The organism is Amycolatopsis sp. NPDC051128, from assembly GCF_040682715.1.
Classification (GTDB): domain Bacteria; phylum Actinomycetota; class Actinomycetes; order Mycobacteriales; family Pseudonocardiaceae; genus Amycolatopsis.
In genome coordinates, this window is the sequence record NZ_JBFBBN010000001.1 from 190,785 (window position 1) to 210,442 (window position 19,658).

Annotated in this window: 12 protein-coding genes and 1 CRISPR repeat array; of the genes, 4 read left to right on the top strand and 8 right to left on the bottom strand. The window is 67.2% G+C overall.

From position 1 onward, the window contains the following. Positions 1-295: 295 nt before the first annotated feature. Positions 296-562 carry a hypothetical protein gene (locus AB0M82_RS00890; protein WP_364716213.1) on the top strand — a complete coding sequence of 89 codons (267 nt, stop codon included), beginning with the start codon at positions 296-298 and terminating at the stop codon, positions 560-562. Positions 563-1,290: 728 nt separating this feature from the next. After that, positions 1,291-3,021: direct repeats of the CRISPR family, unit length 29 nt; unit sequence GTCTTCCCCGCGCACGCGGGGCTGGTCCC. A 54-nt stretch (positions 3,022-3,075) separates the two neighbouring features. Here the strand turns inward: AB0M82_RS00890 and AB0M82_RS00895 are convergent. Genes AB0M82_RS00895 through AB0M82_RS00905 form a run of 3 tightly spaced genes read right to left on the bottom strand, consistent with a single transcriptional unit; the run spans position 3,076 to position 5,322 of the window. After that, complete coding sequence (locus tag AB0M82_RS00895) at positions 3,076-3,822, bottom strand: DUF2637 domain-containing protein (RefSeq protein ID WP_364716215.1); 747 nt, start codon at positions 3,820-3,822, stop codon at positions 3,076-3,078. After that, positions 3,819-4,802, bottom strand: coding sequence for a site-specific integrase (locus AB0M82_RS00900; RefSeq protein ID WP_364716704.1), 984 nt, complete (start codon positions 4,800-4,802; stop codon positions 3,819-3,821). The genes AB0M82_RS00895 and AB0M82_RS00900 overlap by 4 nt, the downstream gene beginning before the upstream one ends. A gap of 40 nt (positions 4,803-4,842) precedes the next feature. After that, positions 4,843-5,322, bottom strand: a complete 480-nt coding sequence (locus AB0M82_RS00905; protein ID WP_364716217.1) for a hypothetical protein — start codon at positions 5,320-5,322, stop codon at positions 4,843-4,845. Positions 5,323-5,630: 308 nt separating this feature from the next. On the opposite strand from AB0M82_RS00905, the gene AB0M82_RS00910 reads away from it, so the two are divergent. After that, positions 5,631-5,816, top strand: coding sequence for a hypothetical protein (locus tag AB0M82_RS00910; protein WP_364716219.1), 186 nt, complete (start codon positions 5,631-5,633; stop codon positions 5,814-5,816). A gap of 302 nt (positions 5,817-6,118) precedes the next feature. Here the strand turns inward: AB0M82_RS00910 and AB0M82_RS00915 are convergent, their stop codons facing one another. From AB0M82_RS00915 to yhhA, 5 genes are all read right to left on the bottom strand, one after another. After that, on the bottom strand, positions 6,119-9,346 hold the full coding sequence (locus tag AB0M82_RS00915; protein WP_364716221.1) for an NACHT domain-containing protein: 3,228 nt from the start codon (positions 9,344-9,346) through the stop codon (positions 6,119-6,121). Between the two features lie 267 nt (positions 9,347-9,613). Next, positions 9,614-10,117, bottom strand: coding sequence for a GNAT family protein (locus AB0M82_RS00920; protein WP_364716223.1), 504 nt, complete (start codon positions 10,115-10,117; stop codon positions 9,614-9,616). Positions 10,118-10,139: 22 nt separating this feature from the next. Further along, positions 10,140-11,147: a hypothetical protein gene (locus tag AB0M82_RS00925; protein WP_364716226.1), complete on the bottom strand. Its 1,008-nt coding sequence runs from the start codon at positions 11,145-11,147 to the stop codon at positions 10,140-10,142. Continuing rightward, complete coding sequence (yhhB, locus tag AB0M82_RS00930) at positions 11,144-13,321, bottom strand: cyclophane-forming radical SAM/SPASM peptide maturase YhhB (RefSeq protein ID WP_364716229.1); 2,178 nt, start codon at positions 13,319-13,321, stop codon at positions 11,144-11,146. Before yhhB ends, AB0M82_RS00925 begins: the two co-directional genes overlap by 4 nt. 11 nt (positions 13,322-13,332) lie before the next feature. After that, entirely contained in the window at positions 13,333-13,500 is a 168-nt protein-coding gene (yhhA, locus tag AB0M82_RS00935) for a YhhA family cyclophane-containing RiPP (protein ID WP_364716232.1), read from the bottom strand. A gap of 629 nt (positions 13,501-14,129) precedes the next feature. Here yhhA and AB0M82_RS00940 point away from each other — a divergent pair. Together AB0M82_RS00940 and AB0M82_RS00945 are read left to right on the top strand one after the other, a co-directional pair. Continuing rightward, complete coding sequence (locus AB0M82_RS00940) at positions 14,130-18,665, top strand: AAA domain-containing protein (protein WP_364716235.1); 4,536 nt, start codon at positions 14,130-14,132, stop codon at positions 18,663-18,665. Then, the gene (locus AB0M82_RS00945) at positions 18,662-19,543 is read left to right on the top strand and encodes a DUF4145 domain-containing protein (RefSeq protein WP_364716237.1); all 882 of its coding nucleotides are present in this window, start codon (positions 18,662-18,664) and stop codon (positions 19,541-19,543) included. Before AB0M82_RS00940 ends, AB0M82_RS00945 begins: the two co-directional genes overlap by 4 nt. Positions 19,544-19,658: the final 115 nt, after the last annotated feature.

Consider the following 19,658-nt stretch of genomic DNA (forward strand, 5'->3'; position numbering starts at 1 on the left):
AGCACAAGTTCGTCCTGACGATCGAATGCCCGGTAGTGCGCTCCTAGCAACCAGGACGTAGCCGACATGCAGGGGTTGCGTCGCACCGACTGCGTGTTCGTCCGAGACTTGTCCTGCACAGCTCGAGCCATGTCGAACGATGTCTCAGGTTGTCTCGATCGTGTCTCGCTGCCGAAAGTCTCGGCCATCGAGAGTGCCGTAACGTCGGTGCCGTTGAAACGACGGGCGCGCAGACGACGAGGGAGACGTTACAGTGCCAGAGCCCAGCCAGATTACAGAGTTCTGTCGTAAGGGTATGCCGCAGCTGCTTCGCGAATCGGGGGTCGATCCTGGTGAGGCTGCGGCAATCGGCGACGACGTCCTCGCGCGAGCTCAGGCGTTCGCCGGGCTGCCGGACACGACACGCGACGTGGTGATCGCTCCGTCAATCGAAGAGATCTACAGCTACGAGCCGCGGACGCTGACCTCGCACAGCTTGCCGCGGTCAACGTCGTGGCCCGCAACAGCCGGCTCGATGAAGCCCATGCTAACGGCCCGCTCACCTCAAAGGACATCCGGCTGATCACCACTGCCTCATTGGCACCATTGTCGCAACTGCTCGCCGGAGAACGCGAGAACGTTTCGCAGGCAGAGAACGAATATGTTCATCGACTCGAGAAAGGATACCCAAGGGCATGGACATGCTTACAGGCACTCTCTGACACGATCCCGCTAGCCCGACGAACTATCGACCCCCCGACTCGCCCGTGCCGCCACTACCGGAGTCCGAAGAGCTCGTCGACACGCGCCGCACGCAAAGTCCGGGCACAGGTTAAAAGCGGCGTCGATCCGCGGTTCGATGGCGAGCTCATTGCGCAGATCCGTCAAGCTGCGTCGGCGCGAATCCCGCTCTTTGTGCTTTCGTTGAGCCGTATCTCGCGTAACACTGCCAAGCTCTTCCGCACGCTTGAGATGGTCCTGGCGTGAGATGTGACCGTGGTGACCGCCAACTATCTACTTCGCAGCAGGGACGTGTGGGTGCGGCGTGGTCCCTTCGTCGCGCCGGACGCCAGGCATCCCGAAGACGCGATGACCACCACCGGTCTGTCGAGTGCTCACCGGAAGGCAGTCAAGGCGATCGCCGAACAACTTCGTCGATAGGTGATGGAGTCCGCTCACGCATGTCACGGATCACCAATGCACTCGACCAGAGTCGCAGTGCCAAGATCAGCATCGGCGGTCGATACCAACGTCCGAACCAAACTGAATAGGAAACACTGTTTCGCCTGGTAGATTCGCAGGTCAGCAAGTGTCTTCCCCGCGCACGCGGGGCTGGTCCCTGCAGGACAAGCTGCTCGAAATCCAGGGCAAGGTCTTCCCCGCGCACGCGGGGCTGGTCCCGGGTCCGTCGCGATGCCCAGCTCCATCACGCCGTCTTCCCCGCGCACGCGGGGCTGGTCCCGACGGTGGTGATCGCGGTCTGCTGCGCATCGGGTCTTCCCCGCGCACGCGGGGCTGGTCCCCGGGGAGATGATCCGCTGCTGCTTCGTACACGGTCTTCCCCGCGCACGCGGGGCTGGTCCCGAGATCGGTCGAGTCCTCAACCGAGACGGTCAGTCTTCCCCGCGCACGCGGGGCTGGTCCCAGCTACCCCCCGACCCCGCCACCACCCAAGCTGTCTTCCCCGCGCACGCGGGGCTGGTCCCTGGTGACTGCGGCGATGTGGTCTGCGCAGGACGTCTTCCCCGCACGCGGGGCTGGTCCCTTCTCGCCGTTGCGACCTTGGATCCGGACGTAGTCTTCCCCGCGCACGCGGGGCTGGTCCCGCCGAATACGACCGCCGCGTCGTCGTCGACGAGTCTTCCCCGCGCACGCGGGGCTGGTCCCGACCCGGTGTCCCCGGACCCTGTGATCCGACCGTCTTCCCCGCGCACGCGGGGCTGGTCCCGCCAGGTGGAGCCTGACGTGAGCCAGGTCATCGTCTTCCCCGCGCACGCGGGGCTGGTCCCGAGATGCCGTCCACAGCGGTGGCGGGCGGTGTGTCTTCCCCGCGCACGCGGGGCTGGTCCGGTGGCCATCGAGGTCGGCAAGCCGCCCGCGTGGTCTTCCCCGCGCACGCGGGGCTGGTCCCTGCGACATCACGCTGATGGTGCGCAACGTCCGGTCTTCCCCGCGCACGCGGGGCTGGTCCCAACGGATCCGGGATCACGCTCAACCCGACCACGTCTTCCCCGCGCACGCGGGGCTGGTCCCTGGCCGGCGGTGATCGCGTCGACAGCTTCGCGTCTTCCCCGTGCACGCGGGGCTGGTCCCGAGGTAGATGCCGGCCGCGGTGACACCGGAGTCTTCCCCGCGCACGCGGGGCTGGTCCGTCCGTGACCGCGCCCCACGCGTTCTTCAGGCCGTCTTCCCCGCGCACGCGGGGCTGGTCCCGGCGTCGTCTTGTTCCCGGCCTCGTCCAGCGTGTCTTCCCCGCGCACGCGGGGCTGGTCCGACTGCGGGTACGCCCCGCCGAGCGCCGGTGCGTCTCCCCGCGCACGCGGGGCTGGTCCTGGGCAGGCCGACCTCCGCCTCATCCACTTCGTGTCTTCCCCGCGCACGCGGGGCTGGTCCCGCGCTCGGCGTCCCCCGCGCCAACCAGTTGTGGTCTTCCCCGCGCACGCGGGGCTGGTCCCCTGGCGCAGGCGGCCGAGGCCACGGTGGGCGGGTCTTCCCCGCGCACGCGAGGCTGGTCCCACGCGTCCATCCTGGTACGACCTGACCGGGTGGTCTTCCCCGCGCACGCGAGGCTGGTCCCGGGACGCCGTACCACCTGGACGAGATTGCCGCAGTCTTCCCCGCGCACGCGGGGCTGGTCCCACCTCGCAGTCGAACGCGAACTTCTTCTTGTTGTCGTCCCCGTGCAGGCGGGGCTGGTCCCGTCGGAGTGCCCGCGTACGGGTCGTGGGCGTTGTCGTCCCCGCACACACGGGGCTGGTCCGTCCGACAGGAGCTCGACGCCGAAGCCGTCGAGGTCGTCCCCGTGCCTGTGGGCTCGTCCCGTTGCCTCGGCGCCAACCCGATCGACCTGGTGTCGTCCTTCGGCGCGGGCTAACCTCAGCCTGCAGAGGCCACCAGCGTCACCTCCCTTGTGGATGCCGGGCGGTTTCTGCCCGGTGGGCCGTGCCCAGCTGCTCGCCATTGACGCAAGATGCGTCGCCCATAGTTGTTCGTGCCGGCGATGCGGTCTAGTTCGGCGCCAGTCGGTATGCGTCCCTTGGCTCGCTCGGTGACGTAGTGGGCCCACATGCGTTGTTCGGCCGTCGGCACGGCCGGGAGAACCGAGCCATCCGGGACTGTGGCGAGACGCGCGGCCGGCACTGTCTCGGCAGGGATCTCCGGTGTCTCGGCAGAAGCCTCACTGCACGCCGTCGCGGCGGGGTGCACTCCCTCTGCCGTTTGATCTCTATGGCATTTGAGGGCACGGTTCAGCAATTCGACCGCGAACAGCAGGGCAATGGGCGGGCAGGCCGCAACCGTGACCGAGAACAACGACAACGTCGGCGCCGCACCGATGTTGGCGCACAATGACAACGAGATCCCGAACACGAACGCTCCCCATGCCACCCATCTGCCCCTGACCCGGGAACCGGTCTTCCACAGTTCCACCGTCGCGGTGGTGAGCAAGCCGTCGACGATGAGCGGCCAGATCGAGGCGGTCGAAGCGTCCGCGCCGAACCGCAGGGCGAACTCGCGGCCGTGCCGGTACGACGCATAGGCGGCACCCAACGCCACCAGCGCGGTGCACGCGCACTGCACCCACAACGCCTTACTTGTCCCGTCGTGGTGTGAAGCCGATGTCATAACCGCGCCTCCCAGGACGATCCGCCGGCGAGCGGGTGAGCTTCGCCGGTGAGGGCGGCCAGGGCGGTGGCGATGTCGGTGAGGCGGGCCTTGACGTAGGTGGCGGTAGCGCTGTCGGACGCGTCGTGATGTCCCGCGTAGGCGTGGGCGATCGCGTAGCCGAAGTTCCGTTCGACCCACGTCAGCGTCGTGTGCCGCAGCCAATGCGTGGACACACCCTGCGTGCGCACCCAGGGGACGTGGCGACCGATGCGGTCCCAGAGATGGTCGTAACGGCGCTTGGTGATCGGCTCACCGTGCCGATACCGCAGCAACTGCGCCTCGGGATGGGTGGCGCCGCGCTGCTCGGCATGTGCCAGCAGGTAACGCATCAACGTCGGTGACACCGGCTGCCAGCGGACCGCGCCGTCCTTCTCCCGCAGATAGATCAGGCACTGCACCGAATCCAGGTCCCGCGGGCGCAGCCCCAAGGCCCCGCCGCGGCGGCACGCGGTCTCGGTGTGCAGCCGCAACAGCAGCGTGTCGAGCTCCGGGTCGTCGCCGGTGGTAGCGGCCGCCTGGTTGATCTCGACCAGCCCCAGGTCATGCACCGCACGGCGGGTCGAGGGCAGCCTGCGGGGCTTGGCCACCTTCCGCGCGGGATTGCAGGCCTCGGTGATAACACCGTCGTTTTCGGCATGACGGTACAGACAGCGGGTGGCCGCGATGAAGTTCTCCGCCGCGCTGCGGCCGCCGCGAGTATTCCGGCGGACCAGCGCTTGTGCTTTGGCTTCCTCGGCCAGTTGCTTCAACTCGGTCGGGGTGGGTTCGTCGAGCCGACGCGTACCCCAATGCTGCTCGAGACGTTTCCAGTACGACGAATAGGCACGCCGGGCGCTCTCCGACACCGCCGCAACCACCACCGGAATGTACTCGGCGAACGTCGGCACCTCCGGCCGCGCGGCCGGCTCGGCGACCAATTCGGCCGGGTCGATCCCCATCTTCGCCAGCAGCAACCGCGCCGCGTCCAGCTCCGCCGGGCTACTCGGTTCGGCCGTCACGGTCCTCACCTCCCAGCAGGGAGGCGTGGTAGCTGACAAGCATCGTGTCGAGGGCGGCCAGCGGGTGGATCACCAGGACACCGCAGGTGGCGTCGACGGCGACCAGGAGCTGATCACCCGCACGTACCCCAGCTCGCCGTCGCACAACGGCAGGAAGAGTGAGGTAGGGAGCAGCCGGAACGGCGAACACCCCGGACGGATCGCGATGCACGACGATGGCGCTCTCCACGACCGTGATCATCAGGCTGTCGCCTGAAGACCAGCCGAGGGTCGTCAAGATCGCCCGGTCCGCCACCCGCCCGGACGCATCGATCCGCGCAAGGCCGTACCGCATCGCACTCGCGCGAGACGCAGACACCTGCGGAACAGGAAGCGAAACAACACCCGACCTCGCGCGACGCTCGACCGGAGCCGCCGCTCCACGCGGCGGGATCACCGTGGCAATGGCGTAGTCATTCATGACGACCACGACCGTCGTAAGCTACGCGGGAAACAAGGCCGTCACACAACACATGGTGACTGGCCTGATACGTACTGGTGCGGGAAGATTCACCGACTTTGGTGTCCGAGGGGGGACTTGAACCCCCATACGTGGGATATCTCCCGTGTTTGGGGAGATCATGCCGCCGATCCTAGCTTAGGGTCACACGGCCTGCACACCTCCCCGCGCACTGGCCTCCACCTCAGCCCAGCCTGACGTGCACATGACGTGCACATGTCGAGCTGACCGCCGCAGTTACCTCTCCGGCCCCGATCCTCGGATCCTGGTTGCGCTCGACACCCCGACGCCGGCTGCACACAGGTGACGGCCGCGGGCACGAACTGATCCGCCACTGGAACCAGGAACCCACCTACACCAAGGCCGTCATCACCGCCGCGCTCGACCACCGCCGCGTGGGCGACCCCGCGCTCCTCACACGCGACTACTTCGCCGACGCTTCACCGGCTACCTGAACGAGTGGGACGTGGCCACCGCACCTTGGACTGGCTCGAGGACACCCTCGATTACGCCACCAAGTTGCGGCACGGCGCCACTGTCGCGCTGCCCCGTTCCCGCCGGCATGGGCACCATCGCCGGCTACCAGGTCACCGACTGCTTGCACAAGCTCGCCCTGTACGCCCGCCGTCGCGATGGCTTCCCGACATCGACCGGGCTTGTGCTCTGATCCGCCACTACCGCCCCGACGACACATCGACTGGAGCCGCGCGATCGCACTAATGACGACCAGAACACTCTGGCCACCCGACGGTCGGGCTCAGGCGAGCCCATCGTCACGCCGGCCATCCGGATGGCCGTTACGCGCTGCGTAGGTGCGCGACAGACTCCGCTGCAATCCCAGATGGCGGAACTGGTAGTAGCTCCCGTCTTGCCGCAGTACCCCGTGGTGGGCGTGAGCGTCCGCGAGGAACGACGCGAACGACCACGGGATCCGCTTCCGGAGCGCGAGCACGCAGAGCCGCCAGCAATACCCACCCCATACGGTGTGCGCCGAGGCCACCAACACACCCGCCGCCAGCCCGGAACAGGCCGCGGCAAGTGATCCGGTAACCGACATGAACGCATCGCCTCGGCTCTCGGTGAAACCCACCACCGTCGCCAAGCAAATACCGATGACTCCTGAGATGGCCAGGAACACCGCCCGATCCCGCGCCAATGACTCCCGGGGAGATCGGACGACATCGACACGCTTCGGTGCCTCCATTGCGTAGAGCAGCCCCATTGCCACTCCGATCGGCGCGCCGACGAATAGCCCGGACCGGACACCGACGATGGTGCCCCAGCTGATTCCGGACAGTGCTCCCACGACGAGTCCGAGCACCGACTTCCGCCAGTCGAAACCCAGAACTGACACTGGTGTCCCGGCCATGCCGAGCGTGCGGGCGAGATCGACCGAACATGCGACGATGACACCGATGGCGCACGCCGCCGTGAAGTCGTAATTGACGGCGTAGAACCAGCCCGCCGCCAAGCCGAACAGCGATGCCGACAGGCGATGCCCACCACCGCCCAGCCTGCCGGCTTTCAGACGGATGGCCAGTCCGACCGATGCCATCACCGCCACGCTTGCGGCCACACCGGCGACCACGCCGTATGCAACCGAGGAAACACGCAGCTGCGCCAAGCCGACAGTAACCCCGGCAACCAGCCCGGCAAGAATTCCTGACTTACCGAACTGCCGCCCGGCAATCGGAATCCCTGCAGCAAGCCAGGTGGCCAGGCCGACGCCGCCACCGGCGGGCAGCCCCATGACCAGGAAGCCGGCGATGCAATCAGCCACCGAACTCAGATCGCTTGCCCGCCCTGCCCACTGTCCGATCACACCGAAGAGCACACCGGCCAGGAGCCCATTGACGACCGGGTGCGCCGTCAAACGGCCGCGAGCCGTTGACCGCGGCCCCGTCAATATCAGGCACAGCGCGACAACCACCCCGGCCACGAGCCCATCGAACGCTCCGTTGGCCAGTCCCATCGACAACGGCGATCGGTCAGGGCCGCCCAGCCACCCCGTGATTGTGCCGTCGCTGATCGTCTGCGCCGTGGCCGCCGCCGCACCGTTCGACGCACCGAAGACGACAGCCGCGAGGCCGCCTGCCAGAACAGGGTGTCGGTCCAGGCGCCCAGACGTCGTGTGCGGCATGGCCGCGATACGCAGGGTGAGGCCGGTGACGAGCCCGGCCGTAAGCGCGCAGGCCAGTGCGTTGAAATACGCAGCGGCAAAGAGGGTCGAGAAGGTCAACGGACTCATGATGCCGAGGGCGTCGAACCGAAAGGAAGCGACTTCGGCCAGCCCGTAGACCGGCAGGGCCGCCACGACAACCTCAAGTACAGCAGGGAAGCCGACGGGACGAACCACCGTCGGCGAAGCAGCCAAGCCCGCGGCAAGCCCCGCGAGGAGTGAGACGACCACCGAGCCAGGACCAGGCACGCCCAGCGGGCTGATCTCACCGGAGGTGAACCAGCCCGCCATCCAGCCGAGCAGCGCAGCAACCACGGCTGCCCCGGCGCGGCCGGTGAAACGCTGCGTCACCCAGCCGACCACGACGGCCGTGGCCGCTACCTGAGCTCCCGCCGTCACGCCATTACCATCCATGCCGTACAGGACGGCCGTGGTGCCGCCGGCGAAAAGAGCTACGAGGAGTACCGGCAGTACCAGTACCGTCTGTCTTTGTGACCCGGTCCGAAACACTCCGGGCAACTGCCACCAGCCGAACCCGGGGGCACCGCGCCGGTCACGTTCGAGGTGGTGGGCGAGAAAGCCCAGCCACTCTTCCGCCTGCCCCGCCGTCCAGCGTCGCTTGGCACCGGCGCGCGGGCGATACACCGCCCCGACGAAACCGCGGAACAGGTGCTCCTCGATCTGCTCCGGCCGCGAGAAGCCCAGCAACTCGCCCGGCTCCGGGGCAGCGTGGGCCGTGATTCCCGGACCCGGGTCATACAGCGCGCGGGCCAGCGCCACCATCAACGGCGTCCCCAGTCCTCGAGACACTGCCGTCTCCCCCGCCCCGGCAGTCAGTGCGGCACCGACATCGTCCCAGCGCTGCGCGCCGGATGGGCCGCCGGCCGCCCTGCGCAGGTAGGCGGCCGCGTCCGCGCCCGGCAGGGGGTCAAGTCTGATGCCGGCCGCGGCGGTCAGGGCGACGCCGGTGCCGAAGCCGGGGTTCGCGACATCGCGATACGCATCGGTACGGCTTGTCAGGACGATGCGTCGGCCCGGCTGGATCATCCGGTTGACTTCGGCGACAGCCGCCCGCCGTGCGGAGGCGGGCATCTCGTCCAGGCCGTCCAGGATCGGGATGATCTGCCCACGCTCCAGCAACGTGCGGGCCAAGGTGGTCCGATCGGCGTCGAGGGTGTTCGCCGCACGGCGTGCGAGGGCCGGGAAGTCGACAATCAGGCGCGCCTCGAGCCAAGAGGCCAGCCCCTCGGCCTCCGGACGCCACGACGCCATCGACAGCAGCACAGGAACCGGGTCCCCGGTCTTCCGCCGCCCCGGCGCTAGCAAGTCGAGCACCAGCCGGACCACCAGGATCGTCTTGCCCGAGCCCGGTTCGCCCAAGACAACCAGCCGCCCTGTCGGGATCTTCGCCCATGCATCGACGAGCTCCCCGTCGCGACCGGCCAGCTCCTCGGCGCTTCGTGCCCAGCCGGCTGCCCCGGTTGCCGGAGGCCAGCCCACCCCGCAGGTGGCGAGCTGCACGAGGTCGGCCCACGGCGAGAACAATTCGGGCGGCGCGGGCGACCACCGGATCGGCAACGGGTACGGGTCGTTCAGGTCACGACGGGCAGCTTCGCCTTCCCATTGTTTCCTGACCGCCTCGGCGAGGTCGTCGACCAGCGAACCCGGGTATTCGTGTGTGAAGACCGTCGAATTGACGTACAGGTCCCCCTTCAAGTCGCGGAGCTGGATCGCGGTGCCCTGCGAGCCGGTGATCTGGTTCCGGACGGCCGCCGGTTCCACAGCGCCGTCGACGTCGTTGGTCATTCCCCTCCTTACAGCCCACGAGCTGACGGACGGAGGGTACGGCAGGACGAGCGGCGCGGATGACGCGGACGTCCGTGGCTCATGCCGGGTAAACCGCGGAGGAATGCGACGTTTTCGCCGATACGCAACCCGGTTCAAATGCGCCAGTCCAACAGCACGCCGCGTCGCCACTTCGTCCGCCCATGCGGGCCGGAGTCAACTCAGAGCCGTTGCAGTACTAGCCCGGGCCCATACTGATCACGCCACCATCCCCACTGGTTCGCCCGTTCATTCACCGGCCGAAGCACTGGAGCTGGATGCGGAATCGTCCTTTCGCGAAACCATGACGCACTGGCGAAGTCCCGGAAGGACAACTTCACGGAAACCGGCGTGCTGCGCAGCCCGTGCCGAGGCGACGTTGGAGCGGCGCATGTGCAGGTAGATCGTCCGGTGCTGGCTAGCGGTGACTGCCAGTGCATAGGCAGTCCGACCGACACCTCGGCCTTGCCAGGGCTTGCTGATCTGGATCTGCAGACTGGCGTGCTCGCCCAGTGGCTGTTCGTCGATGACGTTGACATACACCGAGCCGACTCGTTGTTCGCCGACTTCGATGTGCCAGTACTCCCCGCCCTGACCGGCGCCCCGTCCTCGGCTGCCCTTCCCCTTGCGCAATGTCACATCACCCGGCGCAACCGGTTCGCGAAGGCCGGACGGGACACCAGCGGGCGGTGCGGTGCGACGCCGCGGTTGCCGCCGACGTCCCGTACCAGGCTTCTTGCCCGTGTTGGCCATTGTTCGTCCGTGAGGTTCGAGGTCAGAGAACGGACAGGGCACCGAGAAGCTTTTCGCAGACCGGTTGCCAGAACTCCGCAGGGAAGAAGCCCGGTGAGATCCCGATCGTGACATCGACGATCCGGGACTGGATCGGTCGCAGCTGTGCAAGCACCGTTTCAACCCGGTCCAGCACGCGGTCACGAGGAGGATCGTGGCGTTCGGCCGCCGTATGCCAATCGGAATCGCCATCGAACCGGTTGTTGAAGTAGTCGAGGTCGATGTGCAGGAAGACGGGGTCGTCGGTGAGGTGGCTGAGCAGCGTCGGCAGGTCAGCGCCCACCTCGTACGAGCCGCGGTTGTCGGATGCGTTCCGGGAGCCGGGTGCCAGGCGCGCGGCTGGACGTGGGGAGCCGGGCCGGAACAGTGCATCCGCTTCCTGGACCGCCAAGATGCTGAATTCGCCTTGGCGCTGCGCCGCGTACCGGGTGTCGCACAGGTGCAGTATCCGAGTGTGTTCGGCCGTGTGGAGCACTGGTGCCAGAAAGCTGCCCATGCCGATCGCGCCGCTGCCGATCGCGGACCGGACGCTGGCCGGCTCCGCAAGCGTGAACTCGAGGCCCGTCACAAGGTCGGTGAACGAGCCGCCGGCCGAGGCGACGAGCCGTGGAGTCATGAGGTCGTCATGGTCGTCCAGGTGAAGCACGGTGATACGCGCAGGAACACCACCGGCCTGCGCGAAGTAATCGCTCCAGAACGCCAGCGTCCAGGCGTCCGACAGACTGATTCCGACCCCGCCAACGCGCTTGTGCGCGAACGGCACGTCGGCAATGGCGGTGCCCGGACCCCACCAGCGGAGTCCGGAGTCCAACTCCGGGTCGATGTAGTAGTCGGCGGACGGTGGTACGGCCAGGCGCACCACCCAGTCCCCGCTGTCGGTCCGGCTACTATGCGGAACACGCTCGGCCACGTAGTCCTGGAGCAAACGGTCACGTTCCGACGAGTTCTCGGGAAGCGCCGATCCGGGTAGGAAGACCGCGGGTTCGTTCAAGTCGCGGACCGCTCCCTCAGCGCCAGGATGAGCTCGTCTCCGGCCGGTGTCGTCTGGACGTTGTCCAACGTCTTCCATGCTCGGCTCAGTCTCTCCGTCGACACTGCTACCTGGTTGGCGGCCCGGCTCCGGACGGTGGCGGCCACATCGGAGGACGTCTCGACGAATCGCCAGTACCCAAGCAGCTCGACGAACACCCAGGCCGCGTGCAGCAGGCCGCTGGGCGGCCGAAGCTCTTCCCGCCAGGGTGAGGGAACGAACGGCTGGCCGGGGATAATGAGGTCGACTTCGCGTTCCAGCAGGTACAGCTTCTGGTGCCGGTGCTCGTGGATGATGCTGTCGGCAAGATCGTAGACGTCTACTGCACCGGGATGCGCGCCCAGGCCGATGAACAGGCAACCAGGGACCACGTCGTCGCTGAAGGAGACAACCTTGTCCGGGTGAGCGGACTCGTCGGTGACGAACTGGACCTCGGGACTCAAGTTCAAGATCTCGGCCGCGAGCACGGCGTCGTAACGACGGATCCACTCCATCGCAGCGTTGACACGACTCGGTCCGGTCGTCGCCTCGTCGTCTGTCAGGAACCTGATCGGGGCGCTGAAGGGCGAACGCAGCCAAGGGTCGGGTCGGTGGATCCGAGTTTCGCGGGCTGGTTCCGAGAAGAGCCGAGCAACGTTCGCAACGTAGGTGGGATCGAAGCGCAGTGCTTCTCCGTCCACACCGAGCAGAGGTTGCCCGCGCCGCGCGGCCTCGTGTGCGCGCACCCACAAGGACACACTCGGTTGCCGGGAGAGGCGTCCCAGCTCCGTCGACGCGACTTCGGTCAACGACCGGGCAGCGGCTCGGACGGAACTCGGCTGCCGGTCGTCGGCTGCGAGCTGTTCCGCGATCCGGGCCAGCTGCGGGACGGTTTCGCTTTGCCAGGTGTCGACCAGCGAATCCGTGATCGTGACCGCGGTCGCGGCCTTGTCGAAAGCAGCCAAGTTGTAACGCCCTGACCCACCGCGGCGGTCGAATTGCGCGGCCTCGGCTTGCAGAGTCTCGTGCAACCGGGTCCGGACGTGAGAGATCAGCGTGAGCATCTCCGCGCAGTACACCGTAGGGTTGGCGAAACCCTCCGCGGAGTAGCGGTGTGGTACGGCGCCGCCACCACAGACGTCGACCACCGGGCAGCTTCGGCATTCGGTCGCGACTCCCGCGGGGCTGAGCAGACGGCGGTGTTCCTGGATCTTGGGAGACCGGGCGACTTCGGCCACTGTGCTGGTGAAGACACTCTGTTCGAGGTTCGTCTGGCCAGGCTTGGTGATCTTCAGGACGTCAAGGTCGTGGTACCCGCCGTCGGTTTCGATGCAGAGCAGGCTCACGTCGCCGAAGCCGAACGCGTCCGTCGGACTGGGCGCACCGGCTGTCGCGGCGAGGATGGCGTCGAAGGTGCGGATCGGCAGGGTCGGGTAGTCGTCGAACCAGATGTCGAAAGCCTCGACCAGCCATCGCTCGTACCGCTGCGGATCACGGTCTCGACCTGGAGGAGGTGTGCAATGGTTCGCATCGGGGAGCAGGAGATCGAGTGAGGGCGGATCGAGCTCCGCAAAGAACTCGAGCAGTTCCCGCGGGTCTGCGTCGGGGTCGATCACGGCGATCACGCCTGCGAAGGTTTCCGGCCGTGTCCGCAGCCGCCGGATCGCGTCCATCACAGCCGAGTGGCTCGAACCGCCGCCGGCCAGACTTCGGTGCCGGTCGTTGACCGTGGCCGGACCGTCCAGGGAGATCGATACCCCAATTCCGCCGTCGGCGAGCGTCGTGAGCCGCTCGTCATCCAGGAGCACACCGTTTGTCTGCAATGAGAAGTGAGCGGTCGTGGTGTCCGGCAACGCGTCCGCGATGAGCTTCCGAAACCAGGTCAGGCGGGCGGCGCCGGCCAGGAGTGGTTCGCCGCCGTGAAAGACGACCAGCAGTTCGGGAAGCGCGGCCTCGCGCGCGTACTCGCCGATCCGGCCGGCCACCTGTTCGGCGACCTCCGGGGAGATGACGTGCGGCTGCTCTCGCCACGTCTGGTCGGCGTGCTTGTACATGTAGCAGTAGTCACAGCTGAGATTGCAGCGAGCGGCCACCTTTACCAGGAACGTGGTGAAGGTGGCCGCTCCCGCGATGGTGTCCGGGACGTCCGTCGACATGCTCTCTCCCGCTACGAGCGGTTGTGCCGGTGATGCATCCGGTCGTAGCTGGTGATCTCGGCGGGCTCGGTTCGGGTCAACTGATCGTGCGCTCGTGCCAGGGCAGGATGGATCGGGCGCCGCCTCTGCAGAAGCACCGAATCCTGCGTTTCGCCGACCGGCTCGTGCCGCTCCGTCATGGCGGCGTTCTCCTTTCCTCCCGGCGCCGGGCCGGTCACTCGTACCGGGCCTCGACGTCGGAACGCCTTAGGATCGCTTTCCGACGCGAGATCGGCAAGCACGAGATCGGGTGACATCGCTCTGTAGACAGTTCTGACGGACCGTGCTCGACATGACCTCCGCTACCGGCGCAGCACGCAGCGCTTGACGAGCCGAAAGTCGCACTCAACGCGGTAGTTGACCGAAGAGGCGTCTCTTCGATGTTGGCTACATTGCGACATTCGTCTGTTGCTTTGGGTAGTAGCCCTCATAGATGCATGACGGGCACGGCAGACTAGCTGGCAACCAACGAAATTGTCATGTTTTTGTCCAATTGCCGGCAGATTCATCCAGCCATAGTGATCATGTTGACAGCCACGGTCCGGTTAGAATTTCCCATACCTCCGACCTCGACTTATCCAACTCATGACCCGAGAATCAGGTTCACCTCCGCAAAAGTGGCCTCAGGGTACGAGGCACCGGCCTTTCTCACGTCACCTCGCAACCATCACGACTGCTCCAAACAGGGGTTACTGACAAGTTGCGGATTGCATCATCGGCCGCCGATCGGGGAAGCTGCCCGGTTGATCACTCCCAGGGGAAGGTGACCATGGCCGCAACTCCCAGCGACCGCGACGTGCTCGATCAGACCATCAGCCTCACGGACTTCCTCGCCGAAGTCACCGATGCGGCCAACCGCGACCCCAATCGCGACATCACCGCTGATGAGCGCGATGCGCCGGATCCAGTGATCTGGCTCGATCACCTTCCCGACGGGGTGGCACTGACCCCGAAGGCAGCCGACGACGTTCTGCTGCGCGTCCGGCCACCGAAAACGGTTCTCGAGCCGCGGCCGCCCGCTGCCTTGGCTGGCTGGATCGACTCGCCCGAAGTTCGCGGACCGGACAGCCAACCGCCCCGTCTGCTCGCCGCCGGGCCCGCCGACGTCGCCCAGGAACACGCGATAGCGCCGCCAGCCAGCGTCCGGCAAACGTTCGACCGGTGGCTTGCGCAGTGGCGCGAGTGGAGCCGGGACCAGCTGCGCTCCCGTGCCCGCCGCGACCTCTACGAATCCCTCGAACGGGCCGCGAAAACCCTCGAACAGCAGGATGACGAGTACGAATTCGTGCTTGCGGTCGGCCTTGTGCGGTGGCTCACCACAGACGGGGACGAGATTCGCCGGCACCTCCTCACCGAGCCGGTGCGCCCGCAGCTGGCCCGCGACACCGCCGAGGTGACCGTCTCGTTCATCGGCGGGAAACGCCGCTTCGAAGACAAGGCCCTGTTCAACGAGGTCGAGGGCTATCAGCCCGACCGGGGCCGCACCACCCGCCAGGCCGTCCTCGACAGCGACACCGGCCTCCTGGAACCGGCGCTGCTCGACGACGTCGAAGAGTGGCTCGGGCTCTCCATCGCCGACGAATTCACCGCGCTCCGCCACCCCGAGGAGGTCACCGGCGAGCTGCCGGACCGTCTTGAGCTGTCACCGTCGCCGGCGTTGCTGCTGCGACCACGCAGCCGGGAACTGCTCGCTGACACCTACCGGAAAATCGCGCAGCAGCTGCGTGAGCCCGACGCGCAGGTTCCGGTCGCGTTGGCGCAGCTGGTCGCCGACACCGAAGCCGATACCCGCGGCCGGTGGCTCACAGCGCAGAACGCCCCCACAGGCGACATGCTCGGCGACGACCCGCTGTTCCCGCTGCCGACCAACGCTGAGCAAGAACGGGTCATCGACCTGCTGCGGCGCGAGATCGGGGTCGTTGTCCAAGGCCCGCCCGGAACCGGTAAGACACACACCATCGCCAACCTGGTCAGCGCGCTGCTCGCCCGCGGGATGCGGGTCCTGGTCACCAGCCAGAAAGACCAGGCCCTCAAGGTTCTCCGTGACAAGATCCCCGCCGACCTGCGCAGCTTGTGCGTGCTGCTTGCCGGGGGCAGCAAGGACGCCGCCAAAGAGCTCGAACGCGGCATTGACGCCCTGTCCACGGCGATTAGCTCGACCGAAACCGCGGGGCTGCCGCGCCGCGCCCAGCAGCTCGCCGACGAACGCCACACCCTGCTCGCCCGCAGCGCCGAACTCAACACGAAGATCCGGCAGCTGCGCGAAGTCGAATACCTCCAGCACCCGCCCGTCGCCCCCGGTTACAGCACCGCCCTTTATGTCGGGCCCCTGACCGACATCGTGCACGAAGTGCAGGAACGCGCGGTGGCCTACCGGTGGATCCCGAGCGTCGATCTGGCCTGGCCCGACGTGCCGCCCCTGTCCACGGGAGACATGCTCGAGCTACTCTCCCTGACCCGCCAAGACAGCCCCGGGCGGCGCATCCGCGCCGAGCAGCAGATCCCCGAGCGCCGCGAGCTGCCCGACGCTGGAGAGCTAGCGGACATCATCGCTTCCGAGCAGCACGCCCGTGACACAGCCCACGCCGACACCACCGTCCTGACGCAGCGTCTCGCATCGTTGGGGCCGGAGGTTCTGCAGTACCTGCGCGGTCTCGGCGATCAGGCCCGTACCCAGCTTCAGCGCCTCGGCTACGGCGAGGACAGCGTCACGCCGCCAGCAGGCAGCTGGGCCGGGATCGCCGTGGACGACCACCTCGCCGGCCGGCACCACGGCCTGTGGCGACGCCTGCACGCCGAACGGGAGACCGCCGACCGGCTCCAGCAGCAGATGCGCGACCTCGGCCTGCAGTTCGCGGTCGAACTGCCCGCCGTCGGCAAGGACGAGATCGGCAAAACCCGAGCCCTGCTCAACAGCGGCCGGGCTCTGCGCGACCACATCGCCGGCGGAGGGAAGATCCGCAAGTTCGGCAAGTCCGCCGCGCAGAAGAACGCCGAGGAATTCCTCGCGGTGGTCACGGTTGACGGCGTCCCGCCGCACAGCGTGGCACAGATCAACGCTGCCCTCTACCGGCTCGAAGCCGAGGTCGCCACCGTGCAGCTCATCGGCCTGTGGGCTGAGGCCGACGTGACCATCACCGGCAAATCCCTCACGCGCGCCCTGTCCGAGCTCGCCGACAACACACGGCTGCTCGACCACATCGTCGCCCTCGCCCATATCCACGGCGTAATCCGGGATACGTTGCAGCGCGCCGGCCAGTCGATCGACCTGTCCACCGTCGCCGCATTCGTCCGCACCCTCGACGCCGTCCCCGCCGCGCTCAACTACGTCGCGCTGGAACAGGCCCGCCATCAAGTCGCGGCGCTGCAACGCAAGGTCGCCGCCTGGGCAGCCACCGACAACGCCTGCTCCGAACTCGCGCTGCTGGTCAAAGCCGTCGCCGACCGCGACCTCGACGCCTACCGCACCGGCCTCGACGCCCTCGACCACGCCCGCCGCGACCGCACCGCCGAACACCGCCGCGCCCAGCTCGCCCGCACCGTGCGAGGTGTGCACCCCGCTCTGCTTGAGCTGCTCGAAGCCACCGCCGACGACCCGACCTGGGATCAGCGCCTGGGCGACCTGCCCGCGGCGTGGGCTTGGTCGAAGGCCGAGCAATTCATCTTCGCCACCCGCAACGCCGAGGACGAACGCCGGTTGGTCACCGAGTTCGACTCTGTGGAAGACCAGATCGAACGAGTCACCAGCCAGCTCGCCGGGGTCCAGGCGCTCAGCGCTTGCTTGAACCGGATGACCGACGCTCATGCCCGGGCGCTGCGCAGCTACCGCGAGCACATGAGCCACGTCGGCGCGGGCGGCGGCAGCAAAGTCCGCGAATACCGCAAAGCGGCCCGGCAAGCGATGGAGAAAGCCAAGGACGCGGTGCCCGCGTGGGTGGTGCCGCTGCCGAACCTGCTGGAAAACATCAGCGCGGTCCGCGACTGTTTCGACGTCGTCATCGTCGACGAAGCTAGCCAGGTGGGCGTCGAGCAGCTGTTTCTGCTGTGGATGGCCCCGCGGGTGATCGTGGTCGGCGACGACAAGCAGTGCACCCCCGGCGGCAACCGGCTCGGCAAAACCGAAGCGCTGTTCGCCAGCCTGCATGAACACCTGGCCGGTATCGACGAGGAGATCCGGCTCAACTTCACCGCCAAATCCCACCTCTACGGGCTGCTCTCAGCCCGGTCAGGCCGCGACGCCGTGGTGCGGCTGCGCGAGCACTTCCGCTGCATGCCCGAGATCATCACCTGGTCCTCGACCCAGTTCTACGGCGACGCCGACCGGCCCGGGCTCATCCCGCTGCGCGAACGCACCGCCGCCGACCTGGAACCGCTGAAGGTGGTGACCGTCGAGGGCGGCTACGTCGAGGGGCGCGACACCCGCCGCCGCAACCCTACCGAGGCCAAACGCATCGTTGCCCAGCTCGCCGAATGCCTTGACGACCCGCGCTACGACGGCAAGACGTTCGGGATCGTCGTGCTGCAGGGAACTGGGCAGATCCGGCTGCTCGAACACGAAATCAACGCCGCCATCTCCGCCGAGGATCGTCAGCAGCGCAAAATCCGGGTCGGCATCCCCGCCAACTTCCAGGGCGACGAACGCGACGTGATCTTCCTGTCGATGGTGGTCGCCGACGCGCCTCGCGCCCAGCGCGCGCAGCTGGCCCAGCAGGCCTACAACGTCGCGGCCAGTCGCGCCAAGGACCAGATGTGGCTCTACACCTCCGTCGGCATCGGCGACCTCAAACCCGATGACCTGCGCGCCTCGCTGATGGGCTACATGCTCACACCGCCGTCGGTGTTCGGCACCTCCCCAAGCCTGGAAGAGGTCAGCGACACCACCAGCACCAAGCCGTTCGAGTCGCTGTTCGAACAGAAGGTGTTCCGCGAAATCAAGCGGCGCGGCTACTTCGTCGTTCCCCAGTACGAAGTCGGCACCCGACGCCTCGACTTGGTCGTCGTGGGTGACGGCGGCCGGCTCGCCGTCGAATGCGACGGGCATCTCTGGCACACCAGCACCGCCCAGCAGATCTCCGACGCCCGCCGCGACCGCGAACTGCGCCGCATGCGCTGGGACGTGGTCCGTATACGGGAAAGCGAGTTCGAATTCGACCCCGATCGCGAACTGGAACCGCTATGGCAGCGCCTCGACGAACGCGGCATCCACCCTCACGACGTCACCGAGCACGCGCAACAGCCCGGCGACTGGACACCCGTGGCCCTGCCCGACGACGACGCCGAAACCTCCGAGGGGAGCACCCTGTGACCAGCACGACCGAACGCCCCAGCGACGACATCACGGTGGAACTGGACGACAACATCCTCGACCGGCTAGCGAATCTCATCTGCGGCGACGACGGCACCCGCCACTACCGCACCGCCAACGAGATCACCCGGTTCTTCAACGCCGCTGGCTGGCGCCGCGTCAAGGACCTCGACGGCGGCCGCTACCGAGCGGTTCTCGAAACCCTGCGCGGCCGCCGCCGCGACCCCGAGGCCCTCAAGGCGATCCTGCTACGGCTGGCTGACCCGCGCGAGTACCTCGACGACGACGAAACGCGGGTCCTGGTCACCCAGGAACTCAACGAACTGCTCGCTGTGGAGGGCTACCAGGTCATCTACAAATCCGGCCGGCCCGTCCTCATCGCCCAGACCCCGACGATGAACCGGCCCGCGATGCAAGCACCGGTCCAGCTGACCGCCAGCCTGGCCGACGTCGTCAGTGACGTCGCTTTCGGAGAGCAGCTCAAAGCGCGGCTCGACGAGGCACAAGCGTGCTGGCGCGGCGGCGCGCCCACCGCGGCGATCATCATGCTCGGCAGTATTCTGGAGGGAGTGCTCTACGACGTCGCGTTGAGCCAGCACAGCGACGGCCCCGCCCCCACTGATCACCTGCAGAGCCTCATCAACCTCGCGCAGGCTAAGGGCTGGCTGCCTAAAGACGTCGTCGACTACGCCCACGTCCTGCGCAACCACCGCAACCTCGTGCACCCGAAAAAACAGTTCACCGAGGGTTACTCGCCGAAAGACAGTACTGTACGGATCGCCTGGAACGTTGTTGTTGCAACGATCAATGACCTTGCAGCACTCAAACCGCCTTCGGCCGGCACGACAGGCTCCGACGACAACACTCAGAACCAATAGGCCCGCACCTCGCCTAGACTTGCAGAGGAGTCCCGACATGCACTGCGGCTACTGCTGCCTCGAACTCCGCAAGAACAAGGACGGCACAGTACCTAAACACTACTCCGACAAGATC